The organism is Knoellia terrae (assembly GCF_048606435.1).
GTDB lineage: Bacteria > Actinomycetota > Actinomycetes > Actinomycetales > Dermatophilaceae > Knoellia > Knoellia terrae.
Map to the genome: position 1 here is coordinate 73,653 of NZ_JBMBWH010000009.1, position 12,699 is coordinate 86,351.

Here is a 12,699-nt window from a genome sequence, read left to right on the forward strand (position 1 = left end):
TCAGCCGAGGACGTCGGCGAGGATCCGGACGGCGGCGTCGGCCCGGCTCTCCGGCAGCCCGGCATAGCCGATGACGAGACCACTGCGCGCCGCGTGGGCGCAGTACGCCGACAGCGGGTTGACGAGCACGCCCCGCCGCAGCAGGGCCGTCGACACCTCGTGGTCGTCGACGTCGTCCGGCAGCACCAGCACGAGGTGCAGCCCGGCGTCGACCCCGCTGAGGGTGTGGTCGGGCAGGTGGTGGGCGAGAGCGGAGACGAGCCGGCTGCGGCGGCCGGCATACGTCCGCGCCGCGCGCGCGTGGTGCGCCGACAGTGCACCGCTGGCGACGAACTCGGCCACGGCCGCGCCGGTCATCTCGTTGACGAGCAGGCTGCGCCGGTCGAGCTCGACCCGGATCGCGTCGCGCAGGTGGCGCGGCGGCAGGAGCCACGAGACACGGAGCGTCGGGACGAGGATCTTGGACGCGGTGCCGATGTAGAGCACGTGGTCGTCGGCGCCCTCGAGCGACCGCAGGGCCGGCAGCGGGGAGACGTCGTAGCGGAACTCACCGTCGTAGTCGTCCTCGATGACGAGCCCGCCATCGCGCCGCGCCCAGTCCAGCAGGGCGGTGCGTCGGGCGACCGGCATCCGGGCGCCGAGCGGGTACTGGTGCGAGGGCGTGACGTAGACCGCCGCGTCGGTCCTGCGCAGCAGCCCCGGGTCGAGGCCGTCGTCGTCGACGCGGACGGCGCGGACCCGTGAACCGTTGTCACCGAACGCCGTCCACGCCTCGACGTATCCCGGGTCCTCCAGGGCGATGGTCCGTCCGACCAGCCCGAGTGCCGCCGGCAGGGCCTGGAGCGTGGCACTCACCCCCGGCGTGACGAGCAGGTGGTCGGGGTCGACGGCGATTCCCCGGCTGCGGCGGATGTGGTCGGCGAGGACGTGGCGCAGCCGGGTGTGCTGCGGTGCCTGGTCGAGGTCGTTGGTGGGCACGTCGGAGGACGCGACGCGCCAGGCACGGCGCCAGGCGGCCCGGTCGAGGAAGCCGATGTCCGGCCGTCCCGGGCGCAGGTCGAAGCGCGCCTCCCGCGGCGGCGTGCGGGGAGGGGGTGTCGGGCACGGGTCCAGCGGCTCGACGGACGACAGGGCGCCCGCTCGCGCGGCCCGGTCGGCGAGGGCTGCGACGGCCGCTCCGGACCCCGGCCGCGTCTCGATGAAGCCCGCCGCGGCCAGCTCGTCGTAGGCCGCGACGACCGGGCCGCGGGAGACGGCCAGCTCGGTGGCGAGCACCCGCGTCGAGGGGAGTGGGTCCCCGGGCCTCAGCCGCCCCTCGCGCAGCTCGGTGACGACCGCGTCGGCGATGCGGTGTCGCAGCGGGCGGTCGCTCGGGCCGAGCCGCAGGGGCAGGCTGCCGGCACGGGCGACACGAGGCATGGACCCACGATACCGGTCCTGCCGAATCACCGATAGTGGATCTGGAGCGAGGTCCAGTTCATGCCTGACGATGGAGGCGTGACCGACCTCAGCCTGCACCGCCACAAGGAGCGCGGCTCCACCGAGCGCGCTGCCCTCGACGCCATCCTCGACGACGTCCTCGCGGGGACGCTCAGCACCGTCGTCGACGGCAGACCGTGGGTGGTGCCGATGCTCTTCGCCCGTCACGGGGACCGGATCCTGCTTCACGGCTCGACCGGCGCGGGGGCCCTGCGCCATGTCGCCGCCGGCGCTCCCGCTGCCCTGGCGGTCATCGCCGTCGACGCCCTCGTCGTGGGGCCGACGACCTTCGACTCCTCGGCGAACTACCGCTCGGCCGTGGTCCACGGGCACCTCACGCCGCTCGCCGACGAGGACCGCACCGTGGCCCTCGACGCCCTGTCGGAGCGGATCCTGCCCGGCCGGACGTCGGAGGTGCGGCCGATGACGCGCCAGGAGCAGGCCAAGACCCTGGCGATGGCGCTGCCGATCACCGAGGGGGGCTTCATGGTCAAGACCCGGACCGGCACGGCGAGCCCGCCGACCGAGCCGACCGAGGCGTGGCACGGGCTCGTCGAGCTGCGCACCGTGGCCCTCGACCCGGTGCCCGCCCCCACGTCGACCGCCGCAGAGGTGCCGCGGTCGGTGCGAGACTTCGCAGGTGCGAGAGTTCTCGCGTGACCCTTGTCTCCGGAGTCGGATCCTGGCCGGGCGAGTCGACCCGCGAGGCCGTCGTCGCCGTGCGCGACCTGCTCGGCGAGGCCGACGGGCTCGGCATCCCCTACCTGCCCGAGCTGCCCTCGCGCGGACCCGGAGCGGACCTCGTCGGCCGCTCCGCCGCGCTCCTCGCCGACCTCGCCGTCGACCTCCAGCCGTCCGGCTGGCGCTTCACCGACCGGCCCGGGCGCGACCTCGCGCGCACCCGCTCGTTCTGGCGTGAGGACCTCGACGAGCTGGCCGAGGCCTACGACGGGTATGCCGGCCCGCTCAAGATCCAGGTCGCCGGGCCGTGGACCCTCGCCGCGTCGATCGAGCTCAACCGGGGGGAGCGATCGGTGACCGACGAGGGCGCGCGGCGCGACCTCGTCGCCTCGCTCGCCGAGGGCGTTCGGCAGCACGTGAGCGAGGTGCAGCGGCTGGTCCCCGGAGCCGTCCTCACCGTCCAGCTCGACGAGCCCTCCATCGTCTCCGTCCTGCGCGGTGAGCTGCCGACCGCGTCCGGCTACGGCCGGGTGCGCCCGGTCGACCGCGTCGAGGTCGCGAACGGCATACGAGCGGTGCGGGAGGCGCACGACGGTGACGTCGTCCTGCACTCCTGCCACCCCGACGCCCCGGTGCAGGTGCTCGCCGGCAGCGGTGCGACGGCACTGTCCCTCGACCTCACCGACGCGTCGCCGCAGCGCTGGGAGGCTCTCGCGTCTGCGGTCGAGTCCGGCGTGCGGCTCTGGGCCGGCGTCGTCCCGGTCGCCCCCGTCGACGACTCTGCGGGCGCGGTGCGAGCGGCCACCGCCCGGGTGCTCGAGGGCTTCTCGCGGGTGGGCCTGCCGGCCGCCTCGCTCGCCGACGTCACCGTCACACCCTCCTGCGGTATGCCGTCGCTCACGCCGCGGGGGGCCGTCGCCGTTGCACGGGTGGCCATCGACACCGCACGCGAGCTGACCGAGAAGGAGCAGGGCTGATGTCACCCGTTCCCCGAATCCCCTGGCAGGCGAAGTACTTCGCCCTCGTCTTCATCTGGGGCTCGAGCTTCCTGCTCATGAAGGTGGGTCTCGAGTCGCTGTCGGCGGTGCAGATCGCCGCCCTGCGCCTGGTCACCGGTGCGGCGACGATCCTCGCGCTGCTGTTCCTGCGGGGCGGATCGCTGCCGAGGGAGCGGTGGGTGTGGGGGCACCTCGTCGTCACCGGACTGCTGCTGGGGACGATCCCGTTCACGCTCTTCGCGCTGTCCGAGACGAGGGTGAGCTCGGCGCTCGCCGGGATCGGCAACGCGACGACACCGATCGCCACGGTGCTCGCGACGATGGCCTTCCTGCCGGGGGCGCGGGCGACGCGGTCCAGGGTCGTGGCGGTCGTCGTCGGGTTCGTCGGGGTCGTGACGATCATGCAGCCGTGGACGAGCGCTCGACCGGACCTGATCGGCTTCGGCATGGCCCTGCTCGGCGGTGCCTGCTACGGCGTGGGCTGGACCTACAACCGGCGCTTCCTCGCCGGTGCCGACCTCGGGGGGCTCAGCCAGCCGGCTGCGACCCTGCTCATGGGCTGCCTGCTCATGGTCCCCGTGACCCTCGCCTGGGGCGCCGTCCAGCCCGGCGGGATGGGGTCGATCTGGGCCTACGACGAGGCCCGGCTGGGGACCTCGCAGATCGAGGCCGGGAGCGCCGGCGGGGGGTGGGCCTGGCTGCCGCTGCTGTGCATCCTGGCGCTCGGCGTCATCGGGACCGGCGCGGCATACATCCTGCAGTTCGACGTGGTGCGCGGAGCCGGCCCCGTCGTCGGCTCGACGATCACCTACCTCATCCCGATCGTGTCCGTCCTGCTCGGGGTGCTCGTCCTCGGCGAGGCTCTGGGGGTGTGGGAGGTCGTCGGCTTCGTCATCGTGCTCGGGGCGGCCGCCGTGATCAACGCGCCGAGACGGGCGGTGGCCGAGCCGGCGCCGACCGTCGAGAGCGTCGCACCGCAGCGCTGACGTCCGGGCCGTCTCGCCACCCGCATCCGGGTGTCGGGGATCCGGGGCCAGCCGACTCGCGGTGGTCCCCGATCCCCGACACCCGGCGCCTCTGTCAGCCCGCGGTCGGGGCCTTGACCTCGCGGCGCAGGATCTTGCCGGTCGGGCCCTTGGGGAGCTCGTCGAGGATCCACACGCTGCGGGGGTACTTGTAGGCCGCGATGCGCTCCTTGGTGAACTCGATGATGTCCTCGGGTGTGGCCGTCGAGCCCTCGCGCAGGGCCACACCGGCACCCACCTGCTCGCCGTAGAGCTCGTCGGGCACGGCCACGACGGCGACCTCGAGCACGTCGGGGTGCTGGTAGATGACCTCCTCGACCTCGCGCGGGTACACGTTCATGCCGCCGCGCAGGATCATGTCCTTCTTGCGGTCGACGATCGTGTAGTAGCCCTCCTCGTCGCGGGTGGCCATGTCGCCGGTGCGGAACCAGCCGTCGGGGATCGCCTCGGCGGTCGCCTCCGGGTTGTCCCAGTAGCCCTTCATGACGTTGTCGCCGCGGATCGCGATCTCGCCGACGGTGCCGTCCTCGACCTCCTTGCCGTCCTCGTCGATGACGCGCATCTCGCAGCCGGGGATGGCCAGGCCGATGGTGCCGGGCTTGCGCTCGCGGGTCGGCATGTTGAAGGAGGCGACCGGGGAGGTCTCGGACAGGCCGTAGCCCTCGAGGATGACGCAGCCGAACTTCTCCTCGAACGCCTTCATCACCTCGAGCGGCATCGCCGAGCCACCGGAGGCGCACGTGCGCAGCGACGACGCGTCCAGGGAGTCGCTGTCCGGGTGGTTGAGGATCGCGGCATACATCGTGGGCACGCCCTGCATGATCGTCACCTTCTCGTCCCCGATGACCTTGATCGCGGCCGCCGGGTCGAAGCGGGGGATGAGCGCGAGCGAGGCGCCGACCCGCACCGCTGCGTTGAGGCCGACGACGAGGCCGAAGACGTGGAACAGCGGCAGGCAGCCCATGATGATGTCGTCCGACGTCACCGTGAGGATGTCTTCGGCGCAGCGCTTCGCGTTGAGGTTGACGTTGTCGTGAGTGAGCTCGGCGCCCTTGGGACGGCCCGTGGTGCCTGAGGTGTAGAGGATGATCGCGGTGTCGTCGCCCTCGCGCTCGGTGGGCTCGGCGATCGGCTCGCCGCCCTCGAGGCTGCCCTCGACCGGGCCCAGCGGGCCGCACTCGAGAATCGTGGTGCCCGAGCTCTCCGCGCCCTTGGTGGCCTCGGCGACGAAGTCGGGCCAGACGAACGCGACCTTGGCCCCGGAGTTGGTGAAGAAGAAGTCGATCTCGCCCGCCTTGAGCAGCGGGTTCATCGGGACGACGATGCCGCCCGCCAGCAGCGTCCCGAAGAAGGCGACGGGGAAGGCCGGGACGTTGGGCAGGATGAGCGCGACGCGGTCACCCGGCTCGATCCCGTTGGCGCGCAGGGCTCCGGCGAGGCGGGCCGCCATGCCGTGCAGCTGCTGGTAGGTGAGGTCCTGCCCGTTGACCTTGAGGGCCGGCTGGTCCGGCATCGAGGTGGCGGTGCGGACGAGGTTCGAGGCGAGGTTGGACGCTGCGCTGCCCATGGGAACTGGCTCCTTTGCCGTGACGGTGTCGCCGCCATTGTGGTGGCTGCGACGCCGCCGTGGGGAGGTGTCGGCCTGAAAGACTCCTGTGCATGCTCTCGGTCGACGCCTACCTCACCTTCTGCGACGAGACCCTCGATGCGTATGCCGGGATCGTCCGGTCGCTGGGGGACCCGCTCGTCAACGCGACGGTCGCCGGGGTGGACGGGTCCAACTCGGCGTATGCCGTCGTGTCCCACGTCGTCGGGGTCATGGGTCGCTGGGCGCGCACGGTCAACCGCGGCATCGTCGTCCCGCGCGACCGCGACGCCGAGTTCACAGCGACGGGGACCGTCGAGGAGGCACTGGCCCTGCTGGAGACGGGACGAGCGCGGCTGCACGAGGACGTGCGGGCCGCCGACCCGGCAGCGGCTCCGGAGAACCCGTCCGAGGGTCGCGACGACGACTACGCCACCCAGGGCGAGGTTCTCCTGCACGTCTACGAGGAGCTCGCCCAGCACCTCGGCCAGCTCGAGGTCACCCGCGACGTGCTGCTGGCGAGGAGCTGAACGACGCTCCGTCGTCAGGGCGGCGGTTGGCCTTCGTCGGGCAGCCCCAGGGGCCTCCCGCGGTGCCGTTTTGCGGCATACATGGCGGCGTCGGCCTGGTGCAGCGCGGCGTCGAGGCCGCGCGCTCCACCGTCCATCTCCGCAACGCCGATGCTGATGCCGAGGTGCAGCAGCTCTGTGCCGTGGGGGATCGCCTCGGCGACCGCGGTGCGGATGCGTTCGCCCAGTCGCCCGAGTGCGGCACCGTCGATCCCGAAGGCGACGACGACGAACTCGTCCCCACCCAGGCGTGCGACGACGTCCCCGGAGCGCAGGCAGGCCACCAGCCGGTGCGCCGTCGTGCGCAGGACCTCGTCGCCCACGTCGTGGCCGACCGTGTCGTTGACGCGTTTGAGACCGTCGAGGTCGCAGTACAACAGCGTGCCGCGGCGGGCGTCGGCCGCGCTGGACTCCAGCCGCCGCTGAAGGCCGGCACGGTTCAGCAGGCCGGTGAGCGGGTCCCGGTGTGCCGCCTCCTCGAGCGCCGCGACGGCGGTGTGCCGCTCGGTGACGTCGACCAGCCGCACCAGCGCCTGCGTGGCCGGTTCGGGGCCGGCGGCGACGGGGAGACACGTGACGTCCACCCAGAGCCCGGTGCCGTCAGCGCGACGACAGCGCATCTCGCGGGCGACCTGCCGGCCGGTGGTGCTCTGCTCAAGGAAGCCGGACCACCTGTCGAGGTCGTCCGGATCGGCAAGGGCGAGCAGGGGCGCTCCGAGGAGGTGGTCAAGGGGACGCCCTGTCAGCGTGGCCAGCGCAGGGTTGACGCGCTGCAGGCGTCCCGGCCCGATGGGGTCGATCCCGACGATGGCCAAGCCATCGGGGGAGGACTCGAAGGCGGCGCGGAGGAAGACCTCGAGGCGCCGGTCGTCCACGGTGGGCATCCCTTCTCGAGTGCTCAGCCCATCTGTATGCCCTGCCCCTGGACGTCGTCAACCACCATGGGGGTGCGACGAAGGGCCCGCCGCGTGGATCGCGACGGGCCCTTCCCTTGTGCTGCGTGATCGTTACGGCGTCACGGTGATCTCACCGACGTAGCCGTGGTCGGACCAGACGTAGAACTTCCCTCCGGTCGGCTGGGCGTTCGTCCCCGGAAGGGACCACGCACCGTTCGTCACGATCGCCACGGCCACCTGGGGGCCGGTGTGCGAGCCGCTGTGGAAGGCCAGACGCGCACCCTCCTGCGATCCCGTGCCGGTGAGGTTGTCGCCGGCGCGCCAGCGGGTCCTCGTTGCCGCGACCGCGTCAGGCCGCTGGCTGACGTCGACCAGGTCGGACCGGTTGAACGTCGTGCCGTCGGCGTTGAGGTGGGTCGTGGTCAGGCGGAACTGGAAGGAGTCGTCGTCGGACCTCACGGACGACTTCACCGGGAACCGGAACGTCGGCTTGGCACTGGTGGCACCGGTGATGGTCAGCAGCGGGTCCTGGTACGTCGTGCCGTTCGCGTTCGTGACCTTGGGCCGGATCTGCGTCCACTGGTAGGTCGACGCCTTCGTCGACCCGTTGCCGTCGAGCGTGACGATCCGGCCGCGCAGCACCGTCTGGTCGGGCCCGGCGTTCGCGGCGGCGGCAGCCTCCGGAGCGACCGCCTCACTGAGCGCGGACTCGTCGCTGAACACCGTGCCGTAGCGGGCCGCCACCGAGAACTTGTATGCCGTTCCGTTGGTGAGACCGACCATACGGCGCACCACCTCGGTGGCCGTGGCGTCGGCTGGCTGTGCGACGTTGACCGGGTCGCCGACCCGCACGCCGGTCGCGACGTCGACGCTGGAGCCGGTGTAGACCTGCACACGGTAGGCGTTGACCGGGTTCTCACCGTCCGCCGCGAGCTTGTTCCACGTGACGTCGACCGCGCCGCTGACGGGCGTCGCAGCGACCTTCGAGATCACCGGTGCCGGGTTGCTGCTCTCGATGATGTCGAAGAGCTTCTCGCTCTGCGGACCGACGATGTTGCCGCTGTCCTTGACGATCCAGCGCAGGGTGGTGTCCTGCCGGATCTGGATGGAGCTGCTCACGCCCGGCACGAAGGTCGGGCTCGTGATCGTCGGGGTGGACCCGTCGGTGGTGTAGTGGATCTCCGCCGTCGGGGTCAGCCCGGGGACCGGGTCGAGGTGCACGCCGAAGTCGCCGTTGACATTGGTGAGGAGCGGCGCGTACTTGCCGTCGGCGTTGGGCCTGCGCAGGGTGGTGGCCGTGGCCGTGGGCACGATGTGCTCCGCCGCCCGGACACGCGAGATGACCGAGGGGGTGCCCTCGCCGGCCGCGCTCTTGCTTGCGACCTCGATGCTGTAGATGTCACCGGCGACCAGGCCGCTCAGGGTCGTCGTCTCCTTGGTGGCGGTGGTGTTCGGGAGGCGCTTGCCGACCTCGTCCACCCCGTCCGCGCTCACCGCACGCACGGTGTAGCCAGTCACCGCAGGGGTGCCGGGGGTCGCGGCGACGTCGTCCCAGTTGACCGTGATGCTGCCGGCCCCGGCGCCCAGGGCGCTGTACACCTCGGGCCCGCTGGTCCGGGTCAGCTGCGGGCCCGCCGGGCAGCCGCCCATGCCCGGGCCGCCGAACTCGTAGAACTCGTTGAGGGTCAGGCCGAGCTGCGCCTCCAGCCCGAGGGCGGGGTCGGGCTCCGCCAGCCAGCCCAGAGCCGTGATCGAGCCGGCGTTGGCCAGCTCGAGGTCCGCGGCGTTCTGGAAGCCGTAGGTGACCGCGAAGGTGCCGCCGGCCGCGTCGGAGCCGGTGACGGTGCCGTCGACGGTGTACCCGCCCGGAGGTTCAGGGTCGAGCGGGTCGGGCGCGTGGCCGGGCCAGCCGATCGCGCGCTCGCCGATGGCACTGCCGTTGCGCATGTCCGGGTTGACGATCTCGATGCCGACCTTGCCCGGGTCGGCAACCAGGTCCGTTCCGGGCATGTCGACCCCGGGACCGTACCGACCGTTGATGGTCAGCCTGTGGTTGGCCTCGTCGAGGACGACGCCGGTGGCCTCGATGTCGACGACCTTCGAGCCGTCCCAGCTGCCGTCGGCGAAGTCGACGCGGATCTCGTCGCCCGCCTGGAGGTCGGGGGTGACCTGCGGCGCGCCCGTGCCGACGCCCCAGCACACCCCACCGGGGTGGTTGGCCTCGAGGAAGCCGTCAGCGCCCACCGTCCCCGTCGTCTTGCCGATGACGGCTCCGCCCCGCGTCGCGGTGATGGTGGCGGTCCTGCCGGCCTGCTCGGTGTAGCCCTCGATCGCGACCATGTCCCGCATGGGGAAGATCTCGATGTTGCCCGGCCCCGTGGGGGGGTTGCTGTTGATGGCGATGGCAGGCACTGCCGACAGCGTCGCCGCCGTCAGACCGAGCGCCACCACGCCGGCGATCGTGGCGCGGGGACGCTCCCGTGGCCAGTGGCGACGGGGTGGCCCACCCTCCGCGCTCGGCGCGACATCCCGGGTTCGCGCCTCGTCCTTCCCCAGCCGGTGTGCACCCATGGTCGTTCTCCCTTGTTCGATGACGTGGTGTGGTGCGGGTGGCCGGAGAGACCCCGGCTCGCGCCCACCCTCCGGGGATGTCGTGAACGTGCTGTTAACCCCTGGCGAGACCGGGCTTTCACGGGGCGGAGGACGCCAGGGCCGGCGAGGGGGACCCGCGCCCTGGCAGCGCCTCACCGGTCCGCGGGCCATTTCACGGGTGTGTGACGGCACGACCGGAGGGTTGTCGTCAGCTCGCCCGACCTCTGACCTAGGAGCACCCCTTGCGCACCTGGCCCCACCGCCGCAGCGTCCGGACGTTGACCACCCTGATGGTCACCGGCACCCTCTTCGTCGCCGCCACTGGAACGGCCAGCGCCGACCTCATCGCCAACGGTGTCGACGACTCCGTCGACACGACCATCGAGCAGATGCCGCTGAGCCTGAGCACCGGACCCGGGAAGACGACGATCTACGTCGTCGGCGGCGACGACGACAACGACGTCGGCTGCAACTTCGACGCGGCGTCCGAGACCGTCACGGTGAACATCGTGTCCAGCGACTCCGCCGTCGCCACGGTGTCGCCCTCGAGCCTGGTCCTCACCGCCTGCGGCGCCGCCGGCGCCAAGGAGGTCACCGTCACCCCCGTGGGCGTGGGGTCGGCGACGTTCACCACGACCGTGGCCACCGGCACCAACACGACGAAGGGAGGCTTCAGCGTCCAGAACGCACGCTTCACGGCCAAGGTGAGCACCGTGCCCAACACGCCACCGACCCTTGACATCGTCGGGGTGGAGGAGGGCGGCGCCTACCCCAAGGGCACCCTGGCGCGGCCCGAGTGCGTCGCCACGGACGTCGACGACTTCCCGACGTACCCGCACACGAAGACCTGGCTGGCGCCGCTGACGGAGATCACCGGCCCCTACGCGGTGGACAACATCGGGACGCGCTACGCCCACTGCTCGTACGTCGACGACAGCGGTGTGCAGGTCCTGGCCCGCAAGGGGTACTCGATCATCGACGGGTCGGCGCCGACGATCTCCCGCGTGCTCAGCCCCGCCGCAGACGGAACCGGCTGGTTCCGCGAGGACGTGTCGGTGAACTGGACGGTGACCGAGGCGCAGTCGCCGAGCTCCCTCCAGACGACCGGCTGCGACGACCTGGCGGTCACCGCCGACACCAAGCTGACGACGTTCACCTGCTCGGCCACCAGCGCCGGGGGGAGCCACAGCTCGATCCTGAACATCCGCCGCGACGCGACCCCTCCCGTCGTGAGCGGCACGACGACACTCTCCGGCGGCGGCACCGTCGTCAACGGCTGGTACACGAGCCCGGTCGACGTCACCTTCGCGGCGACCGACGAGACGTCGCTGTTCCTCGTCGACGGCCGCGCCTCGGTCACGAGCTCGGAGACCGTCCGGACGAACGGGAACGGCGAGCTCCTCGTCGAGAGCCCCCCGTTCACCGACCGGGCCGGCAACTCGTCCGCCCTCGGCGCCCAGAAGCGCACCGTCAAGGTCGATGCCGAGGCCCCGAACGCCCCGAGCGCGTCGCTCAGCCGACCGGCCGACGCCACCGGCTGGCACACCGGCCCGGTCACGGTCACCTTCTCCCCGGCCGGCGACTCGGGCAGCGGCGTCGCCTCCTGCAGCACCGCCGTCACCGTCGAGGTGGACACGACGGGTCAGACCGTCTCCGGCACCTGCACGGACCACGCCGGCCACGTGAGCGCTGCCAAGCAGGTGACGGTCAAGCTCGACCAGGGCGCCCCGGTCGTGACCCAGAGCGTCGTCGCCTCGGCGCCGACCGGCAGGGACGGGTGGCACACCACCGACGTCGACGTCGACTTCACCGCCACGGATGCCGTGTCCGGGCTCGACAGCGTCACCCAGCGGGTGACGAGCTCCGGGGAGGGTCCGGCCGTCGAGGTGCTCAGCCCCGCCTTCACCGACCGGGCCGGCAACACCACCCCCGCGGGCGTCCTCACGAGGACGTTCAAGGTCGACAAGAGCGCTCCCGCCACGCCGGCCTTCGTCGGTGGTCCGCGCGAGAGCCACTACTTCGGTGAGGTTCCGGCCGCGCCGACCTGCACCTCCTCGGACAGCGGATCCGGCCTCGCCTCGTGCGTCGTGACCGGCGGCGGCAGCACGGTCGGCACGCACAGCTACACCGCCACGGCCACCGACAACGCCGGCCTCACGAGCACCTCCCAGCTGGCGTACGAGGTCCTGGGCTGGACCGCCAAGGACTTCTCCGCACCGGTCGACATGGGCGGCGTCTTCAACACGGTCAAGGGCGGCAGCACCGTCCCGGCCAAGTTCGAGGTCTTCGCCGGCACCAGGGAGCTCACGGACACGACCCTCGTCGCGCTGACGAGCCGGAAGATCGGTTGCACCGCCTCGGCGGCGACCGACGACGTCGAGACCCTGGTCAGCGGCAGCACCGCGCTGAAGTACGACACCGTCGCCGGGCAGTTCCAGTACAACTGGAAGCTCCCGACCGGCGCGGGGACGTGCTACGAGCTGAAGATGACGGCCAAGGACGGCTCTGCCGTCACGGCCAACTTCAAGCTCCGGTAACCGGCCGCCCCACCCGTCCCGAGGCCCGTCCGGCCAGTACGCCGGACGGGCCTCGGCATGCCGTAGGGACCTGCTGTGGTCCCGGTGCCCGGCGGTGCCGGCCCACCCGGCAGGTGGCGTGCGCCCGACGAGACCACCCGCCGGCGGCGCGTGCTGCCGGACGTGAGAGGACGCATTTCACGTGGGGATCACACGCACGCCCGATGGTGATGAGGAGCGGCCCAGCACCTGGGCCGCCTCTTTCGCACCGTAGATCCGTGGGAGCCAGGATGATGCCGTCGCGACGTACGCAGGTCTCGTCTCCGCCACGGGTGCGTCCTCGCACCCGTGGGCGAGC

General features: G+C 72.0%; 9 protein-coding genes. 5 read left to right on the top strand and 4 right to left on the bottom strand.

The features are described 5' to 3' along the window. Positions 1 to 1,419 (bottom strand): MocR-like pyridoxine biosynthesis transcription factor PdxR, encoded by a 1,419-nt coding sequence (gene pdxR / locus ACOJV9_RS13005; RefSeq protein WP_420185641.1) that lies wholly within the window; start codon positions 1,417 to 1,419, stop codon positions 1 to 3. 78 nt (positions 1,420 to 1,497) lie between these two features. On the opposite strand from pdxR, the gene ACOJV9_RS13010 reads away from it, so the two are divergent. The 3 genes from ACOJV9_RS13010 to ACOJV9_RS13020 are packed head-to-tail and all read left to right on the top strand — an operon-like array spanning position 1,498 to position 4,144. Further along, the gene (locus ACOJV9_RS13010; protein ID WP_420185642.1) at positions 1,498 to 2,139 is read left to right on the top strand and encodes a pyridoxamine 5'-phosphate oxidase family protein; all 642 of its coding nucleotides are present in this window, start codon (positions 1,498 to 1,500) and stop codon (positions 2,137 to 2,139) included. Next, the gene (locus ACOJV9_RS13015; protein ID WP_420185643.1) at positions 2,136 to 3,137 is read left to right on the top strand and encodes a uroporphyrinogen decarboxylase/cobalamine-independent methonine synthase family protein; all 1,002 of its coding nucleotides are present in this window, start codon (positions 2,136 to 2,138) and stop codon (positions 3,135 to 3,137) included. The genes ACOJV9_RS13010 and ACOJV9_RS13015 overlap by 4 nt, the downstream gene beginning before the upstream one ends. Continuing rightward, on the top strand, positions 3,137 to 4,144 hold the full coding sequence (locus ACOJV9_RS13020) for a DMT family transporter (RefSeq protein WP_420185644.1): 1,008 nt from the start codon (positions 3,137 to 3,139) through the stop codon (positions 4,142 to 4,144). Before ACOJV9_RS13015 ends, ACOJV9_RS13020 begins: the two co-directional genes overlap by 1 nt. A gap of 94 nt (positions 4,145 to 4,238) precedes the next feature. On the opposite strand, the gene ACOJV9_RS13025 is transcribed toward ACOJV9_RS13020, so the two are convergent. Next, the gene (locus ACOJV9_RS13025) at positions 4,239 to 5,750 is read right to left on the bottom strand and encodes a long-chain-fatty-acid--CoA ligase (RefSeq protein WP_420185645.1); all 1,512 of its coding nucleotides are present in this window, start codon (positions 5,748 to 5,750) and stop codon (positions 4,239 to 4,241) included. Positions 5,751 to 5,842: 92 nt separating this feature from the next. Between ACOJV9_RS13025 and ACOJV9_RS13030 the strand changes: the two genes are divergently transcribed. After that, positions 5,843 to 6,298 carry a DinB family protein gene (locus ACOJV9_RS13030; protein WP_420185646.1) on the top strand — a complete coding sequence of 152 codons (456 nt, stop codon included), beginning with the start codon at positions 5,843 to 5,845 and terminating at the stop codon, positions 6,296 to 6,298. A gap of 14 nt (positions 6,299 to 6,312) precedes the next feature. Here the strand turns inward: ACOJV9_RS13030 and ACOJV9_RS13035 are convergent, their stop codons facing one another. Together ACOJV9_RS13035 and ACOJV9_RS13040 are read right to left on the bottom strand one after the other, a co-directional pair. Continuing rightward, a complete protein-coding gene (locus ACOJV9_RS13035) occupies positions 6,313 to 7,212 on the bottom strand; it encodes a sensor domain-containing diguanylate cyclase (protein WP_420185647.1) in 900 nt (299 codons plus the stop codon). Between the two features lie 132 nt (positions 7,213 to 7,344). Next, a complete protein-coding gene (locus tag ACOJV9_RS13040; RefSeq protein ID WP_420185648.1) occupies positions 7,345 to 9,804 on the bottom strand; it encodes a fibronectin type III domain-containing protein in 2,460 nt (819 codons plus the stop codon). A gap of 263 nt (positions 9,805 to 10,067) precedes the next feature. Here ACOJV9_RS13040 and ACOJV9_RS13045 point away from each other — a divergent pair, with 263 nt between their 5' ends. Next, positions 10,068 to 12,362: a PxKF domain-containing protein gene (locus ACOJV9_RS13045; RefSeq protein WP_420185649.1), complete on the top strand. Its 2,295-nt coding sequence runs from the start codon at positions 10,068 to 10,070 to the stop codon at positions 12,360 to 12,362. Positions 12,363 to 12,699: the final 337 nt, after the last annotated feature.

Bases quoted from the DNA above. Each gene is read 5' to 3' on its own strand.
- ACOJV9_RS13040 (WP_420185648.1), bottom strand. From the start codon at position 9,804: ATGGGTGCACACCGGCTGGGGAAGGACGAGGCGCGAACCCGGGATGTC.
- ACOJV9_RS13025 (WP_420185645.1), bottom strand. From the start codon at position 5,750: ATGGGCAGCGCAGCGTCCAACCTCGCCTCGAACCTCGTCCGCACCGCC.
- ACOJV9_RS13030 (WP_420185646.1), top strand. From the start codon at position 5,843: ATGCTCTCGGTCGACGCCTACCTCACCTTCTGCGACGAGACCCTCGAT.
- pdxR (WP_420185641.1), bottom strand. From the start codon at position 1,419: ATGCCTCGTGTCGCCCGTGCCGGCAGCCTGCCCCTGCGGCTCGGCCCG.
- ACOJV9_RS13020 (WP_420185644.1), top strand. From the start codon at position 3,137: ATGTCACCCGTTCCCCGAATCCCCTGGCAGGCGAAGTACTTCGCCCTC.